The sequence below is a fragment of the Sandarakinorhabdus sp. genome, from assembly GCF_040398665.1.
In the GTDB taxonomy this organism is placed as follows: Bacteria; Pseudomonadota; Alphaproteobacteria; order Sphingomonadales; family Sphingomonadaceae; genus Sandarakinorhabdus.
This window is the reverse complement of record NZ_JBBATQ010000001.1, coordinates 74,622-90,946: the sequence shown is the minus strand read 5'-3', so window position 1 is coordinate 90,946 and position 16,325 is coordinate 74,622. Positions and strand designations below refer to the sequence as shown.

The following is a 16,325-nucleotide window of genomic DNA, read 5'->3' as shown; positions in this document are numbered from 1 at the left end:
CCGGGCCTTTTGCCGTGCAAAGCCGCTTGCTGACCCCCATCATTGCCATTACAGAATCGTCATCTTGCCGCTGCGGATGACCTGACTTGGCGTTGGACGCTCTTCTTCAGCCGGTGGTGCTGTTCTTCCTGCTCGGGGCGCTCGCGGCCTTCGCCCGTTCCGATCTGGCGATTCCCGAAGCGGTCGCCAAGGGAATATCGCTCTATCTGATGATGTCGATCGGCCTGCGCGGCGGCGGTGAAGTGGCCGAAACCGGCTTCACCCACGACATGGCGCTGGCCGGGGGCGCCGGGCTGGCGCTGTCGCTGCTGTTGCCGCTGCCGGCCTTCTGGCTGCTCCGCACCGCCGGCCGGCTGGACCGCACCAATGCGGCGGCCGTGGCGGCGCATTATGGATCCGTCAGCGTCGTGACCTTTGCCACCGGCAGCGAAATCCTGCGCCAGTCCGGCATGGCGCCGGCCGGATACATGGTCGGCGTGCTGGCGTTGATGGAGACGCCGGCGATCATCACCGGGTTGCTGCTGGCGCGCGCCGGCGGGACTGACAGCCTGGCCCCGCGCGGCGGCCTGCTGCACGAAACCTTCCTCAACGGCTCGGTGATCCTGCTGCTCGGCAGTTTCCTGATCGGCATGATCGACGGCAAGGATGGGCTGGTGAGCATTGCCCCGGTGTTCGACAGCCTGTTCCGCGGCATGTTGTGCATTTTCCTGCTGGATATGGGGCTGATTGCCGCCCGGCGCCTGATGGATCGGCGCGCGCTTACCCTGCGCACCGTGGCGCTGGCGCTGGCCTTGCCGCTCCTCAACGGCTCGCTTGGCGTAGTGCTGGGCATGGAACTTGGCCTCGACGCCGGATCATCGGCGGCCCTGGGCATATTGGCCGGCAGTGCCAGCTACATCGCGGTGCCCGCGGTGACGCGCCTCGCCTTGCCGGCCGCTGATCCGGGCCTCTATCTCGGCATGAGCCTGGCCGTCACCTTTCCGTTCAACCTCACGCTGGGGATCGCCTATTATGCCTGGCTTGCCACACATCTTTGGCCATTGATCCGCACATGACCAGCACCATCCAGCGCCGCCGCATCGAAGTTCTTGCCGATGAACCGTTGATCACGGCAATCGTTCGCCTGGCGAACAATGCCGGCATCACCCACTATACGCTGATGCCCACCATCGGCGGTGCCGGCGCGCATGGCCGCTGGCGCGATGACCAACTGTCGGGGGCGACCGCCAAGGTGATGCTGGTGGCCATCACCAGCACGGAGCATGCGGCGGCCTTTGTCGATCTGCTGGCACCCCTGCTGGAAAGCCACCATCTCATGCTGCTGCTGTCGGACGTCGAAGTGGTGCGCGGCGTCAAGTTCGACTGACGCGGTGTGGCGGCAAAGCCACGTCACCGCACTGCAACAAAATTGCCATCCCCTTGAAATCTGATTGGCATCTGTTCGCAACAACTCCCTGCGAGAGCCGGCGTGACGCCGTAAACGGGAGAAGATCATGCGCGCCTCTACAAGCCTTGCCCACACCATCCGCCTGGCCTTGTTGGCTGGCACGGCCTTTGCCGTTCCGGCCGTGGCCGCCGCCCAGGCTGTGCCGATCGTCACTGCGGCGGCGGCCGTGGATGCTGCCGAAGCCGCCACCGAAGACACCGAGATTGTCGTGTACGGCAAGGGCGAAGTGCGCCAGGTCACCGAGATCAAGGCCGACGACATCAAGCTGACCGTGCCGGGTGGCAGCCCGTTCGTTGCCATCCAGAAGCTGCCGGGCGTCAATTTCCAGTCGGCCGATCCGTTCGGCGTCTATGAATGGTCGACCCGCATCACGCTGCGCGGTTTCAACCAGAACCAGCTCGGCTTCACGCTGGATGGCGTGCCGCTGGGTGACATGAGCTATGGCAACACCAACGGCCTGCACATCAGCCGTGCCATCATTGCCGACAATATCGGGGTGACGCGCGTCAGCCAGGGTGCCGGTGCGCTCGGTACGGCCTCCACCTCCAACCTCGGCGGCACCATCGAATTCTTCAGCCGCGCGCCGCAGCAGGAACTGGGCATTGCCGGCAACGCCACCTATGGCGACAGCAACACCTTCCGCATCTATGGCACGCTCGACACCGGCGATCTCGGTGGCGTGTCGGCCTATATCAGCGGCGCCCACATCAGTGCCGACAAGTGGAAGGGCTTCGGCCCGCAGCGCTCCACCCAGATCAACGCCAAGATCGCCACCGATGCGAGCGCCTCGACCCGCTTCAGCGCCTTCCTGAACTTCAGCGACCGCAAGGAAAGCGATTATCAGGATTTCAACCAGGAAATGCTGGGCCGCCTCGGTCCGTTCTTTGACAATATCGCCAACGACTGGCCGACTGCGGTGCGAATCGCCTTTGTCGGCGCCAACCGCGGCGATACCGGCGTGGTGGTCGCGCCCAACAGCTTCGGCACCACCTATCCGGCACCGATCCGCTTTGTTGATGATGCTTATTATGATGCCGCCGGCCTGCGTCGCGATTGGCTGGCCGGTGGCCGCGTCGAACATGATTTCACCGATACGGTGAAGGGCGGCATCCAGGCCTATTACCACAGCAACAAGGGCCAGGGTTCGTGGATCACGCCCTATCGTGCCAGCCCCGGCGGCCTGCCGCTCAGCTTCCGCACCACCGAATATGAAATTGCGCGCATCGGCGTGATCGGCGATCTGACCGCGGAACTCGGCAGCAACACGCTGCGTCTGAACGTCTGGTACGAAAACAATGATTTCGAACAGGCGCGCCGCTTCTACGACATGGGCACCAGCCAGACCGTGCCGTTGACCAGCGCGCTGACATATCAATCCAACCCGTTCTTCACGCAGTGGAACAATGATTACAACACCCGTACCTTCCAGTTCGCGGTGCAGGATCAGTGGAACGTGTCGGATGATTTCACCATCACCGCTGGCTTCAAGGGCCAGAGCGTGAAGCTGCGCGCCGAAGCGATCAATCCGGTGCCGGGCCCGCTGGCGCTGGGCCGCATCAAGGCGGAAGATCTCTTCCTGCCGCAGCTTGGCCTGCTCTACAAACTGGGCGGCGGCAACGAACTGTTCGCCAGCTTCACCCAGAATCAGCGCGCCTTCACCGCGGCGGCCACCACCGGTCCGTTCGCCACGTCGGCCGCCGGCTTTGGTGTGATCGCCAGCCAGCTGCGCCCGGAAAAGACCAACACCTTCGAAGGCGGCTTCCGCTTTGGCGAAGGCAAGGTGAACGGCGTGATCGCCGCTTACCTGGTCAATTTCTCCAACCGCCTGCTTTCCATCCCGCAGGGTCCGGGCATCGTCGGCAATGCGTCGTTGCTGTCCAACGTCGGTGATGTGCGCTCGCTGGGTGTGGAAATCGGCCTGCAGTGGCAGCCGGTGAAGGCGTTCACCGTCACCGCCAGCTATGCCTACAACGAAAACACCTACCGTGATGACGTCCGCAATGCCGCCGGCGCCATCGTGCAGGCGATTCGCGGCCGCACCGTGGTGGACAGCCCGCGCAGCATCGCCAACCTGGAACTGGCCTATGACGATGGCGCATTCTACGGTCGCGCCAATGCCAACGCCATGTCGGGCCGCTTCTTCACCTTCTCCAACGACCGTGAAGTTTCCGGCCGCGTCGTCGTGGACGGCAAGCTCGGCTATCGGTTCACCAGCGACAATCGCTGGCTGAACAATCTGGCCATCGAAGCCACGGTCACCAACCTGTTCGATCGCCGCTATGTCGCCACCATCGGTTCCAACGGCTTCGGCTTCTCGGGCGACAACCAGACCCTGCTGCCGGCCGCACCGCGTCAGTTCTTCGTGACGCTGCGGAAGGATTTCTGATCCACGCGCGCATTGCGTGCGGCAACGGGGCGGTCATCGGGTGAAACCCGGTGGCCGCCCTGCGGCGTTTTGCGTCGGCGCTTGCTGGTGGGCCGCGCGCCGCTTAAGGCATCGGCCATGCGAATGACCTTCCCGTTCACGGCCATCGTTGGCCAATCTGAAATGAAACAGGCGCTGCTGCTGGCCGCCGTGGAGCCGCGATTGGGCGGCGTGATGGTGTTCGGCGATCGCGGCACCGGCAAATCCACGGCGGTGCGCGCGCTGGCCGGGCTGTTGCCGCCGATGAAGGTGGTGCCCGGCTGCCGCTATGGCTGCGCGCCGGACGATCGCAGCCCCTGCATCGAAGGCTGCCGCGAACGCGCCGGCAAGCGCACCGAAGAAGCCCAGGTGCCGTTCGTCGATCTGCCGCTGGGCGCGACCGAGGATCGCGTCGTCGGCAGCCTCGATCTGGAACGGGCGCTGGCCACCGGCGAGAAGCGCTTCGAACCCGGCCTGCTCGCCAAGGCCAACCGTGGGTTCCTCTATATCGACGAGATCAATCTGCTGGAGGATCATCTCGTCGATCTGCTGCTCGATGTGGCCGTGTCGGGCACCAATGTCGTCGAGCGCGAAGGCCTGTCGATCCGCCACCCGGCGCGCTTCATCCTGGTCGGCAGCGGCAATCCCGAAGAAGGCGAACTGCGCCCGCAATTGCTCGATCGTTTCGGCCTCAGCGTGGATGTGCGCACGCCGACCGACATGGGCGACCGCATCGAGATCGTGAAGCGCTGTGACCGCTTTGATCGTGACCCGGCCGGTTTCGTCGCGGATTTCAAGGACAGCGAGCAGGAAACGCTCGATGCCATCGCCCGGGCGCGCAAATATCTGCCCAAGGTGCAGGTGGCCGACGAAATGCTGGGGCTGGGCGCGCGCCTGTGCTCGGCAGTGGGTGCCGATGGCTTGCGCGGCGAGCTGACCCTGTTGCGCGCCGCGCGCGCCCAGGCGGCGCTGGCGCACAAGAAAGAGGTGAAGGCGCACCATGTCGCCGAAGTCGCGGTGATGGCGCTGCGCCACCGGCTGCGCCGCAATGTGCTCGATGAAACCGGTTCGACGGCGCGCATCACCCGCGCGCTGGCGGAGCTGATCCCGGCATGACGCCCGATCTCCCCTCCCGCGCGCGGGAGGGGCCGGGGGTGGGTCTGCCCCCAGTCCCACCCGACGAGAATTCCGAAGACCGCTGGGCACTGGCGCTGAGCGCCATCGATATCATCGCGGCCGCCGGCAACCGGGTGGGCGGCATCCTGCTGCGCGCGCGACCCGGCCCGGTGCGCGATGCCTGGGCGGCAGCGCTGGCGCTGGTCTTGCCCAGCCGGCGGCTGCCGGGCAGCGCCGATGCCGACGCGCTCGATGGTGGCCTTGATCTCACCGCAACGCTGGCCAGCGGCAAGCCGGTGCACCGCATCGGCCTGCTGCGCGAAGCGCGCGGGGCTTCGCTGCTGGTGCCGATGGCGGAGCGGTTGAACCCGGCGCTGGCGGCGCGGCTGGCCACGGCGATGGATGAAGATGCGCCGCCGCTGATCCTGTTCGACGAAGGCGATCCCGACGATCCGGAGCGGGAGCGGATCCTGCCCTCACTGGCGGAGCGGTTGGCCATCCATATCGATCTCAACGCCGTGCGGCTGCCGATGGCGGCGCTGCTCGCCGGTGAAGCGCCGCCGCCGCTCGCAATGCTGGACGAGCCTGGCGCCGTTGCCAAGGATCCGGAAACCGCGCTCAGCGTGGCAGCGGCCGCGCTGGGCATTGCGTCGATTCGTGCGCCGATCCTGGCGCTGCGGGTGGCGCGCGCCCATGCCCGGGCCGACGGCCGCAGCGACGCCATCGATCAACTGCGCGAGGCCGACATGGCCGCAGCCGCCGCGCTGGTGCTGGGACCGCGCGCCACGCGAATGCCGCCGCCGCCCGAAGAGGAACAGCCGCCGCCGCCGGAAGAACCGCCCCCGGAAGAGCCGCCACCCGATCAGGAGCCGCCAGAGCCGCCACCGCCATCGGACGACACGCCAGGCGACGATCAGGAACAGCCGGAACCGCCGCCGATCGACCCGACCGACATGGTGCTCGATGCGGCGCAGACCACGCTGCCGCCCGGCCTGCTCGATGCGTTGGCCGCCGGCACGATCAGCAAGGCTCCGAAGAGCAGCGGCGCATCGGGCGCCAAGCAGAAAAGCATCACCAGCGGCCGGCCCGCCGGTGTGCGGCCCGGCATGCCAGGCCGCGGCGCGCGGCTGGCGCTGATCGAAACCATCAAGTCGGCCGCGCCGTGGCAGAAAGTGCGCCCGGCGCGCGCCGATGGCCGGCTGGCGATCCGCACCGATGATCTGCGCATCCGCCGCTATATCGCGCAGACGCAATCGACGACGATCTTTGCGGTGGATGCCAGCGGATCGGCGGCCTTTGCCCGGCTGGCCGAGGCCAAGGGCGCCATCGAACTGTTGTTGGCCGAAGCCTATGTGAAGCGCGCGGAAGTGGCGCTGGTGGCATTTCGCGGATCAGAAGCGTCACTGGCGCTGCCGCCCACCCGCAGCTTGCCGCGCGCCCGCAAGGAACTGGCCGGGCTGGCTGGCGGTGGCGGCACGCCGATTGCCGCCGGCCTCGATCTGGCGCGCAAGGTCGCCGAAGCCGAACGTGGCCGCGGGCGATCGGCGCTGGTGGTGGTGCTCACCGATGGCCGCGCCAATGTCGGCGGCGACGGCCAGACCAGCCCGCAGGAAGCGGCGCTGGCATCGGCTCGGGCCTATCGTGTGGCGGGCATCACGGCGGTGTTCATCGATTGTGCGCCGCGCCCGCGCCCGCAGGGCGCCGAACTGGCGGCCGCGATGGGCGCGCGGCTGGTGACGTTGCCGCGTGTCGACGCCAAATCGGTGGTGGCCGCCGTCAAGGCCGCGACAACGGGGGTATAGGCTGTGCGTTGGGATATCGATGGCCGCCACGTGCCGCACCGCGAATGGAGCCGCTTTGTCACGGCTGGCGGGCTGAAATTTCATGTGCAGATCACCGGCCCGGACGCGGCACCGGTCCTGCTGCTGATCCACGGCACCGGTGCGACCACGCACAGCTTTGCCGATCTGGCGCCGCTGCTGGCGCAACATTTCCGCGTGGTGATCCCCGATCTGCCCGGCCATGGCTTCACGGCCAAGATGAACGCGCCTGGCCCCGATCCGGTCGCCAAGGCGCTGGCGGCGTTGCTGGGCGAACTCGGTGTGCAGCCCGCCATCGTGCTCGGCCACAGTGTGGGGGCGGCCGTCGCCTTTGTCTTGGCGGCGCGCGGGCTGGTGCAGCCGCAGGCCATCGTGGCGCTGGGCGGCGCACTGCTGCCGTTCGATGGCGTGGGCAAGGCCTATCCGGGCATTGCCAAGGCCCTGTTCGTCAACCCGTTCATGCCGGCGATCTTCTCCTTCACCACCCGCCTGCAATCCATGCCCGATCTGATGGCGCGCTGGACCGGATCACGCTCCAGCCGCGAACAGATCGCACATTATGAACGCTTGTTCCGCAGCTCGGCCCACACCGGCGGCGCGCTGGCGCTGATGGCCCATTGGGATCTCGACATCATCGAACGCAGCATCGCTGACATCAAATGCCCGGTGCTGCTGCTGCACGGGGAGCGCGACAAGACGGTGCCGCCCGACACATCGCGCAAGGTGGCGCAGCGGCTGACCGGGCACGGCGCAAGCGCCGTGCATCACGCCATGCCCGGCCTGGGCCATCTCGCCCACGAAGAAGCGCCGGAGCGCCATGCCGAGCTGATTACCGCCTTTGCCCGTGAGCTTGGCGTGCTGCCGGCCTGATTCCTGCTCAGGGCGTCGGCACCTTCAGGCTGATCAGCACCAGGCGGCCCTCAACGCTGGGAATCCAGTGCGGCACGCCGGCCGGGACGGCCATGATATCGCCCGTGGCCACGCGCCGGCTGGTGCCGCCGGCAATGCCGGTGCCGCTCTGGTTGGCGGAATCCACATCGCGCGTCCCTTCCAGCGTGCCGCCGGTGACGAACTGGCCAGCGCCGGAGACGACCTGGAAAATCTCGATCTGCGTCTTGTGCAGCGAGGCGGGCGCGCCGGCCTGGCGATACTCCAGCATCGCCCGCCACGGGCCGACGCCCATCACCGGCAGCGCCACCAGCGGCTGCCCCGGCTTGATCTCGCGCGCGGCCCGCTCGCTCAGGGCGGCGATCTCGGCGGCGCTGGCAGTGGTGGCGGGAGCGGCCGGCTGGGCGCTCAGCGGGGCGGCAATCAGGGTGGCGGCCAGCGCGGCCAGCAGACGGGTGCTCATCATCACGCTCCTCGGCAAGGGCAATCAGCGCCCACGGAACACGGGCGGACGCTTTTCAACAAAGGCCTTGGCGGCATCCTTGTGGTCGTCGGTCAGGCCGCAATGGACATGGTGGGTCGCTTCCAGATCGAGGCAATCATCCATGTCCCCGCCGGAAAAGGCGCGGTTGAGATTCTCCTTCATATAGGCCAGCGCGACGCGCGGCCCGGCGGCCAGCCGCGCCGCCAGCGCCTGCGCCTCGGCCGCCAGCGCCTCGGCCGGCACGACGCGGCTGGCCAGGCCCAGCCGCAGCGCTTCGGCGGCATCGACCCGGTCAGACAGGAAATACATCTCCCGCGCCTTGGCGGCACCGACCAGCTTGGTGAGGAAATAGGTGCCGCCATAATCGCCGGAAAAGCCCACCCTGGCGAAGGCGGTGGTCATGAACGCGGGTTCGGCCATGACGCGCAGATCGCAGGCGAGCGCGATGGACAGGCCGGCCCCGGCCGCGGCACCGGGAATGGCGGCGATGGTCGGCTTTGGCATGGTGTGCAGCCGGCCGGCCACGGCGCGCTGGTTGCGGCGCTGGCGGGCGATGGCCTGATCCATGGGTTCGGCCTCACCGGCATCATTGCGCTGCGCCATGCCCTTCACATCGCCGCCGGCACAAAAGGCGCCGCCGGCCCCGGTGATGACGATGGCCCCGATGGCAGGATCGGCCTCTGCCTCGGCCAGCAGCCGCGCCAGTGCATCCAGCATGGCGCGTGACAGCGCATTGCGCGCCGCCGGGCGATTGAGCGTGAGGGTGAGCACGCCATCGGCCACACTGGCCAGCAGATCATCGGTGTCGCTGTGCAAATTGGTCATGCTGATTCCTCCGGCAAAAGATCAAGGCCGCTCAATTGCATGGGGGCGCCCAAGCCGGCGATGCGGATCGCGCTCAGCCCTTCGCCGCGACCGTCGCTGATGGCAGTGAAATCGATACTGCCATGGTTCAATTGCAGCCGCCACCGGTCTTCCAGCTTGTGCCAGGGCCGCACCAGCAGCGTGCTCCAGCGCATGGCGATCACTTCGGGATTGTCGCAGGCGATCACCGCGCCGGTGATCGCCATGTCGGGGTTCATGTGGCGGTGCCAATCCGGCCCGGCCCAGGCATAGCTGCCCAGCATGGTCTGATCCGGGCCATGTTGATCGATGGAAAGCAGGCAGCCGCCGGTGTCGCGCGGATGCAGATGCAGGGCCTTGGCCGACGCGCCATGGATCGTCATGTCGAGATCCTCGACGATGCGGATGTTCAACATGGCCAGCCGCAGCCGCACCGGCGCGAGATCGGTGCAATCGATGATCAGCATATAGCCCGAAGGCCCGCCGCGCCGATCGAGATAGCGGGCGACTGTGGTTCCCGGCTGGATCGGTGCCAAGGCCTCAAGAAACGTGCCGCCCAACGCCCAGAGCGCGTTTTCCAGGCCATAGTTCGCCACGCCGGGATCGCGAAAGCACACAGCGCCCAGCGTTTCGCAGCCGGCCTCGACCACCGGCGCCAGCTCTGGCGCAACCATCGCAATCTGTCGCAATCGCAGCACGTCGCTCTCCCCCAAAAGCGGTCATTGCAGCGCCCGCCCCGCTTCGCGTTGGTCAGGCGCCCCCTTGCCACAGCCACCATGGCGCAAGATGGCCCCCCTGTCAGCACTGGCAGAATGATTGACCCCGGCCGCCGCCGCTGCCACGCTGTGATGGCAAATCGGGTTTGAAAATGGGGCAAAAAGCAATGAACAGGCAGCGTTGGCTGGGAGCCGCGATGGTGGCGTTGGCGGCCGGGGCTGTGCAGGCCACCCCACCCCAGCGCCTGTTGCAATCCCCGACGATCAGCCAGAGCCATGTCGCGTTCGTGTCGGGCGGCGATCTCTGGGTGGCACCGCGCGCCGGCGGGACGGCGCAGCGCCTGACCACCGGCACCGGCATCGAACAGGCGCCGAGCTTTTCGCCCGATGGCCAGACCATCGCCTTCACCGGCGAATATGATGGCAATGTCGATGTGTTCACCGTGCCATTGGCCGGCGGCGTGCCGAAACGCCTGACCTTCCACCCGGCGGCGGACGTCGCGGTGGGCTGGTCGCCCGATGGCGCGCGGGTGCTGTTCCGATCCAATCGTGACGCTGCCAGCCGATACACACGATTGTGGGATGTCGCGGCCGGTGGCGGCGCTGCTGCCGTGTTGCCCCTGCCGATGGCGGCGGCGGGCAGCCTGTCCGCCGACGGCAAGGCCATCGCCTATATCCCGCAGGAAAAGGGCTTCAGCTTCAATTTCACCCGCTATACCGCCTGGGGCAATTATCGCGGCGGCCTCAGCGGCCAGGTGTGGATCACCACGCTGGATGGCCTGAAAACCCGGAAAGTGCCGCAGGATGGCGGCGCGGATTTCGCGCCGGTATGGCTGGGCGGGCACGTGTATTTCCTGTCGGGCCGCAAGGGGCCGGTGTCGGTGTATCGCTTCGATCCCGCCAGCGGGCAGACCGCGCTGGTCTGGCAGAACCGTGGGCCCGATATCCGCAGCCTGGCCAGCGACGGCCGCAGCCTCGTCTTCGACCGGCTCGGTACCATCCACACGCTGGTGCCGGGCGAGGAACCCAAGGCGATCCGTATCGATCTGGATGGCGACATGCCCGATGTGCGCCCGCGCCTTGCCAATGTCGGCAGCGAAGTGGCGAATGTCAGCCTGTCGCCCACCGGGCTTCGGGCGGCGGTGGAAGCGCATGGCGAGATCCTGACCCTGCCGGTGAAGGAGGGCATCATCCGCACCATCACTGCCACGCCGGGCACCATGGAACGGGAACCGGCGTGGAGCCCGGATGGTCAGTTCATTGCCTATGTCTCCGACGCGGATGGCCATTATGCCCTGCATGTCGCGCCGCAGACCGGCGCGGGCAAGGGCGTGCGCAAATATCCGCTCGCCGCCGAACCGGCCTTTTATTTCAAGCCCCTGTGGTCACCTGATGGCAAGCGCATCGCGCTGCGCGACAATCGCCTCAACAGCTGGATCCTGGATACGGTCAGCGGCAAGCTGGTGGCCGCTGGTCCGCCCGATGCCTTCGGCGGCTTTGCCGAGCCGGCGCGTGGACTGGCGTGGTCGCCGGATTCGCAGTGGCTGGTCTATGCCCGCGTGGCCGACAATCATTTCCCGGTGCTGATGCTGCACAATGTCGCCACCGGCCAGGCGACGCAGATCACCGACAGCATGGCGATGGCCAGCGCCCCGGCTTTCGATCGCGACGGCAAATATCTCTATTTCCTGGCCAGCAACAATGGGGGCGGCACGGTCAACGGCCTCGACATGTCGAGCAACGCCTACAGCCCGACCAGCAGCGTCTATGCGCTGGCGCTGGCGGCGGGCACCGCATCGCCGCTGGCCCCCGAATTGGGCGATGAGAAAGCTGCCGCCGCGCCTGCCGTGGAGGCAAAGCCCCCCACCAAGCCGGCACCCAAGCCGGCCGCGCCCGCCACCGCGCCAACGAAGATCGATCTGGCCGGGCTGTCCCTCGATCAGATCGCCCGGCGCATGGTGGCGCTGCCGCTGCCCGCCGCCGATTATCGCAATCTGGTGGCCGGCAAGGGCGGCGTGCTGTGGCTGCTGCGCGCCAATGAAGCGCTGGATGTCGATGCCGATGAACGGCCCGGCGCATCGCTGCTGCGCTGGACGCTGGAGGGGAAGAAGACCGAGACGTTGCTGGGCAAGGCCGCCGAATTCAGCCTGTCCGCCGACGGCACCAAATTGCTGGTGCGCACCCCCGCAGCGCCGGGCGGGCAGGGGAGCTGGCTGGTTGCCGATGCGACCAAGCCGTTCAAGCCGAGCGACCCGGATGTGAAGCTGAAGCTCGATCAATTGAGTGTGCGCGTCGATCCGGCGGCGGAATGGGCGCAGATGTATCGCGAAATCTGGCGCATCCAGCGTGCCTATTTCTACGATCCCAATTTCCACGGCTATGACACGGTGGCCGCCGAAAAAGCACTGGCCGCCTGGCTGCCCGGCATCCAGTCGCGCGCCGATCTCAACTATCTGTTCAACGAAGCGCTCACCGGTTTTTCCATCGGCCATTTGCGCGGTGGCGGCGGCAGCATCCCGGCGGCGAAGCCCCTGGGCGGCGGGCTGCTCGGTGCCGATTATGTCGTCAACGGCGGCCGCTGGTGCCTGGCGCGCATCCACACCGGCGGCACCTGGAGCCCCGGGATCAAGGCGCCGCTGGCGCAGCCCGGTCTGGATGTGGCGGCGGGCGATTGCATCACCGCCATCAACGGCGCCGTCGTGCGCGGTGACGAGGATCTCCAGCGCCATCTGGAAGGCACCGCCGGCCAGGCCATCACGCTGACCGTGGCGCGCGGCGCGGCGCAGCGCGATGTGACCGTGGTGCCGATCGGCAACGAATATGCGCTGCGCAACCTGACGTGGATCGAGGACAATCGCCGCCGCGTGGACCGGCTGTCGGGCGGCAAATTGGGCTATGTCTACCTGCCCAACACCGGCGGTGGCGGCTACACCAGCTTCAACCGTTATTATTTCGCGCAGAACGATCGGCAGGGCATGGTGATCGACGATCGCTTCAACGGCGGCGGCCAGGCGGCGGATTACATGATCGAGGTGATGAACCGCCGGCTGATCAACTGGTGGCAGCCGCGGTACGGCCGCATCGATCGCACGCCGGCGGCAAGCGTGCTTGGCCCCAAGGTGATGCTGATCAACGAGGCGAGCGCCAGCGGCGGGGACATGCTGCCGTGGATGTTCCGCAGCTTCAATCTTGGCACCCTGGTCGGCAAGCGCACCTGGGGCGGCCTCGTCGGCATCGGCGGCATCCCGCCGTTGATGGACGGCGGCGACGTCACCAGCCCCTCCGTGGGTTTCTTCTCCCCGCAGGGCGAATGGGCGGTGGAAAATATCGGCGTGCCCCCGGATGTGGAGATCGATCAGGACCCGGCCGCGATGATGGCCGGCGGTGATCCGCAACTCGAAACGGCGGTACAGATCGCGCTCGACGCGCTGGCCAAGACTCCGCCGCCCACGCCGAAGCGCCCGCCCTTCCCGCTCTATGGCCCCGATGGGCCGATCCGTCGATAATTGGCCGGGGGTGATGTGATGGAAATTCCGGTTGAATATTATGGCCTGATCGAAGGCGGCATCACGGCGTTTGCGGTGCTGGCGTTTGCCGGGTGGCAATTGTGGACGCTGCGCGAGAAGCCGGGGGACAAGAAGGACGACGGGGAGGGCGGCTGAGTCGCCCTGGCAACGCGCCCAGTTTTGACGCCCGGTTTTGACAGTTGTGACGAATCGGGTGGGATTCAGCCTTGATTTTGCTGGAACAAATGGTTTTTGCCCATGCTGCTTCTGGTGCTGGCGGTGGAAAGAGCGGCGCCAGCATAACCATATTCGGGCCGTGTAGGACAGGCCGCAGCGCGCTGGTGGCGCTTGCCGGAGAAGCCGGGGACAAGGATAAGCGCGAAGCCGAATAGTCCCCTCTCCCGCTTGCGGGAGAGGCGAGACGCGCGCCAGCGCGCCGGGTGAGGGTGAACCCGCGCGTCGAAACAAAAAGCCACCCTCACCCCCCGGATCACGTCCGATGCAGGCTGCTCGCCGAAGCCGGCGAGCAGCCTCTCCCGTCAGCCGCAGGCGACGCGAAGCGTCAACGGAGAGGGGGCCTTCCGGCCCTTCCCCGTCTCCCCGGACGTGATCCAGGGTTCGGCTATCTTCGCGTTCGTCAGGCACGCCGCGCAGCAACAGCAAGCCAAGCCCCGGCTTTCGCCGGGGTGACGTGTGCTTTGTGATGCCGGGTGACCTCGCTGCCCAAAACCCGGCCACACCCATGCACATCCGCCCCATCCGCACCGATGCCGACCACGAAGCCGCCCTGCGCGAAATCGAAGCCCTGTGGGACGCCGAAGACGGCAGCGACGCCAGCGACCGGCTGGATGTGCTGGTGACGCTGGTCGATGCCTATGAAGCGCACCGCTGGCCCATCGCTCCGCTCGATCCGGTGCAGGCCATCGAAGCTGCGATGGCGATGAACGGCCACACAAGCGCCGATGTGGCCGCGCTGGTCGGGCAATCCCGCGCCACCGAAATCCTCGCCCGCAAACGCGCGCTGACGCTCGGCATGATCCGCAAGATCGCAGCGGCCTAGGTTAAACGATGAATTGCGTGCATTGTCACCGTAATGCCACAAAACCGCGGCCCGCTTCCGTCGGAAACCTCAGAGCCAGATCGACAAAGCGCCGGCATATTCGCTCATGAATCGGGCCGGTTAGTCCGCCATCAGCTTCAATTGCGCGAGCGGGAAAAGCGCGCGGTCTGACGGTTGCTTCGTTGAGACTTGATGACGTTGCCAAGTATATTGGCAGAGGGGAGTCCCCGCTGGCGGAAACCTATTGCCGTAGGAATTTACCATGTTAGAATTATGGTTGTAACGATTGCAATTGCCGTTTCGGAGATCTCAAACAGCTATCCATCTTAGACCAGGAGCGTGATCATGACCTCTGCCTTCAAGTCGAGTATCGCCGCCGTCGCTTTGTCGATGCTGTTGTCAGGATGCTATGGCTTCAAGATCATTGATCCTTCGGGCAAGAAGGCGACTTATGGGCTCCAGCGGGTCGTCACGGCGGATGTGCCGGTTACGTCACTCAAGGCCTATCTTCCGAAAGACTATTCGCGTGGGTTTACCGCAACGCTCAACGGCAACCCGCTGAACGGCTTCTCGCCGGTTCCAGCGCCGGATACCACGATCGAGGCTCCAGGTCCGGATTGCCTGCCGCCCGGGGAGCAGAGGGTCTTGGACCCAGGCAACACTGTCCCGATTAACCAGTTCAACGAATTCATCATCAAGGGCGACGTTAAAGGCAAGCCTGGTTATGATCGCTTGCTGTTTATCCCACCAAAACTGCTCCTTACCTCAGCCATCCCGCCAAACACACCATCATCCAACCCACCAACACTGCGGATCAATGTTCCGATCACGGTGACGGTCGTACTCGTGCCGGGGCCGAAGGCGCCTTTGCCCGTAACGCTGATCCCCAATGGTCCGACAGTCTCCGTAAATGGGGCGCCCGCCGGCCAGGCGGTAAAAGCTGTCTTTCCAAGCAATACTGCAGGCACGTTCACCGTGAACGGAGTGTCGTTCGGAGGGTTCAGTATTCTGGTCGCTGCCAGGGGCGTCCAGTGTGCAACCCTTTTCGGGTCTGTAAGGGTTGAATGACCGCGCTGGTGGGCCAATCCCGCGCCAGCGAAATCCTTGCACGAAAGCGCGCGCTGACTCTCGGTATGATCCTGAAGATTGCAGCGGCTTGGGCGGTGCCGGAACGGGTGCAGGTACGGTTCGTTACCGGTAAACTGAGGTGCCTTTCCTCACACCTTCCGCGGCATCCGCCACGGCAGCATCCACTGCACCGCGCCCGTCGCGAAGCGATTCATGTTCAGCGACTCATGCACCGCCACCACATCCTCGCCCCACAGCCGCGTGGCCAGCGCCGTGCGGCTGTAGAAGGGCGTATCCTCCCAGGTGGCGCGGACGCGCGCGGTGTAGCCGGCGTCGGCGCGGGTGAAGCGGTCGAGGCGCCAGGCGGTTTTGGGGAGGACGACGCGGGCGGGCATTTCCATCACTTCGGCCTGGCCGTCCGGGCCGATCTTCAGGGCCATGCCGAAATCCGTGCCGTCGCGCAGCTGGCCTTCGTACATCACCGCGGTTGATCCATCGGCCAGATGCGCGCGGCTCCATTGCCAATCGGCGAAGCCGGCTTCCAGCGGCTCCGATCCGTGGTTGGCATCGAGATAGCCGGTGCCGGCCCAACTGATGTTGGGGTTGGAGCAGGTCAACTCCACGCGCGCGCAGGGGCCGAGCGGTTCCCAGACGTGCCGGCCCGACGGATCGAGGCGGAAGCGGCGTTGCCCGAACACCATCGGCGTCACCCGCACCTGGCCGCGCACGGGGAGCGGCAGCACGGCGCTTTCTTCCTCGATGTCGATCACCAATGTCTGCCCGTCCCAGCGCACCTGGCTGGGGCCGATGCGCAGGGTGGTACGATCGCGCCACAGCGCGCCGGTGCCCCGCTCCGTCATCGCCCAGCGGCGGACGCCCCGGCCATAGAGCGCGACGTTGAGCGACACATGGTCTTCCGGTGCGCCGCGCCCGGCGGCCTTGTAATAGGGGGAGAAGACCGAGCCGATGAAGG

General features: G+C 66.5%; 15 protein-coding genes. 11 read left to right on the top strand and 4 right to left on the bottom strand.

From position 1 onward, the window contains the following. Positions 1 to 92 precede the first annotated feature (92 nt). From ABWP22_RS00360 to bchO, 6 genes are all read left to right on the top strand, one after another. Positions 93 to 1,055 (top strand): sodium-dependent bicarbonate transport family permease, encoded by a 963-nt coding sequence (locus ABWP22_RS00360; protein ID WP_353197939.1) that lies wholly within the window; start codon positions 93 to 95, stop codon positions 1,053 to 1,055. After that, a complete protein-coding gene (locus ABWP22_RS00355; RefSeq protein ID WP_353197938.1) occupies positions 1,052 to 1,366 on the top strand; it encodes a DUF190 domain-containing protein in 315 nt (104 codons plus the stop codon). The genes ABWP22_RS00360 and ABWP22_RS00355 overlap by 4 nt, the downstream gene beginning before the upstream one ends. A gap of 127 nt (positions 1,367 to 1,493) precedes the next feature. After that, a complete protein-coding gene (locus ABWP22_RS00350) occupies positions 1,494 to 3,833 on the top strand; it encodes a TonB-dependent receptor (RefSeq protein WP_353197937.1) in 2,340 nt (779 codons plus the stop codon). 117 nt (positions 3,834 to 3,950) lie between these two features. Further along, a complete protein-coding gene (bchI, locus tag ABWP22_RS00345) occupies positions 3,951 to 4,967 on the top strand; it encodes a magnesium chelatase ATPase subunit I (protein WP_353197936.1) in 1,017 nt (338 codons plus the stop codon). Continuing rightward, a complete protein-coding gene (locus ABWP22_RS00340) occupies positions 4,964 to 6,769 on the top strand; it encodes a VWA domain-containing protein (protein WP_353197935.1) in 1,806 nt (601 codons plus the stop codon). Before bchI ends, ABWP22_RS00340 begins: the two co-directional genes overlap by 4 nt. 3 nt (positions 6,770 to 6,772) lie before the next feature. Further along, the gene (gene bchO, locus ABWP22_RS00335) at positions 6,773 to 7,657 is read left to right on the top strand and encodes an alpha/beta fold hydrolase BchO (RefSeq protein ID WP_353197934.1); all 885 of its coding nucleotides are present in this window, start codon (positions 6,773 to 6,775) and stop codon (positions 7,655 to 7,657) included. 7 nt (positions 7,658 to 7,664) lie between these two features. On the opposite strand, the gene ABWP22_RS00330 is transcribed toward bchO, so the two are convergent. The 3 genes from ABWP22_RS00330 to ABWP22_RS00320 are packed head-to-tail and all read right to left on the bottom strand — an operon-like array spanning position 7,665 to position 9,700. Further along, positions 7,665 to 8,138 (bottom strand): cupin domain-containing protein, encoded by a 474-nt coding sequence (locus ABWP22_RS00330; protein ID WP_353197933.1) that lies wholly within the window; start codon positions 8,136 to 8,138, stop codon positions 7,665 to 7,667. A gap of 24 nt (positions 8,139 to 8,162) precedes the next feature. Further along, on the bottom strand, positions 8,163 to 8,984 hold the full coding sequence (locus ABWP22_RS00325) for an enoyl-CoA hydratase-related protein (RefSeq protein WP_353197932.1): 822 nt from the start codon (positions 8,982 to 8,984) through the stop codon (positions 8,163 to 8,165). Then, on the bottom strand, positions 8,981 to 9,700 hold the full coding sequence (locus tag ABWP22_RS00320; protein ID WP_353197931.1) for a VOC family protein: 720 nt from the start codon (positions 9,698 to 9,700) through the stop codon (positions 8,981 to 8,983). Before ABWP22_RS00320 ends, ABWP22_RS00325 begins: the two co-directional genes overlap by 4 nt. A 185-nt stretch (positions 9,701 to 9,885) precedes the next feature. On the opposite strand from ABWP22_RS00320, the gene ABWP22_RS00315 reads away from it, so the two are divergent. The 5 genes from ABWP22_RS00315 (at position 9,886) to ABWP22_RS00295 (ending at position 15,352) form a co-directional block, all read left to right on the top strand. Beyond that, positions 9,886 to 13,224 carry a S41 family peptidase gene (locus ABWP22_RS00315; RefSeq protein ID WP_353197930.1) on the top strand — a complete coding sequence of 1,113 codons (3,339 nt, stop codon included), beginning with the start codon at positions 9,886 to 9,888 and terminating at the stop codon, positions 13,222 to 13,224. An 18-nt stretch (positions 13,225 to 13,242) separates the two neighbouring features. Beyond that, positions 13,243 to 13,380: a hypothetical protein gene (locus tag ABWP22_RS00310; protein WP_353197929.1), complete on the top strand. Its 138-nt coding sequence runs from the start codon at positions 13,243 to 13,245 to the stop codon at positions 13,378 to 13,380. Positions 13,381 to 13,451: 71 nt separating this feature from the next. After that, positions 13,452 to 13,616, top strand: a complete 165-nt coding sequence (locus ABWP22_RS00305; protein ID WP_353197928.1) for a hypothetical protein — start codon at positions 13,452 to 13,454, stop codon at positions 13,614 to 13,616. Between the two features lie 350 nt (positions 13,617 to 13,966). Then, positions 13,967 to 14,284: a helix-turn-helix domain-containing protein gene (locus tag ABWP22_RS00300; RefSeq protein WP_353197927.1), complete on the top strand. Its 318-nt coding sequence runs from the start codon at positions 13,967 to 13,969 to the stop codon at positions 14,282 to 14,284. Positions 14,285 to 14,629: 345 nt separating this feature from the next. Further along, positions 14,630 to 15,352 (top strand): hypothetical protein, encoded by a 723-nt coding sequence (locus tag ABWP22_RS00295; protein ID WP_353197926.1) that lies wholly within the window; start codon positions 14,630 to 14,632, stop codon positions 15,350 to 15,352. Positions 15,353 to 15,501: 149 nt separating this feature from the next. Here the strand turns inward: ABWP22_RS00295 and ABWP22_RS00290 are convergent, their stop codons facing one another. Next, positions 15,502 to 16,320: a carotenoid 1,2-hydratase family protein gene (locus tag ABWP22_RS00290; protein WP_502951072.1), complete on the bottom strand. Its 819-nt coding sequence runs from the start codon at positions 16,318 to 16,320 to the stop codon at positions 15,502 to 15,504. Positions 16,321 to 16,325: the final 5 nt, after the last annotated feature.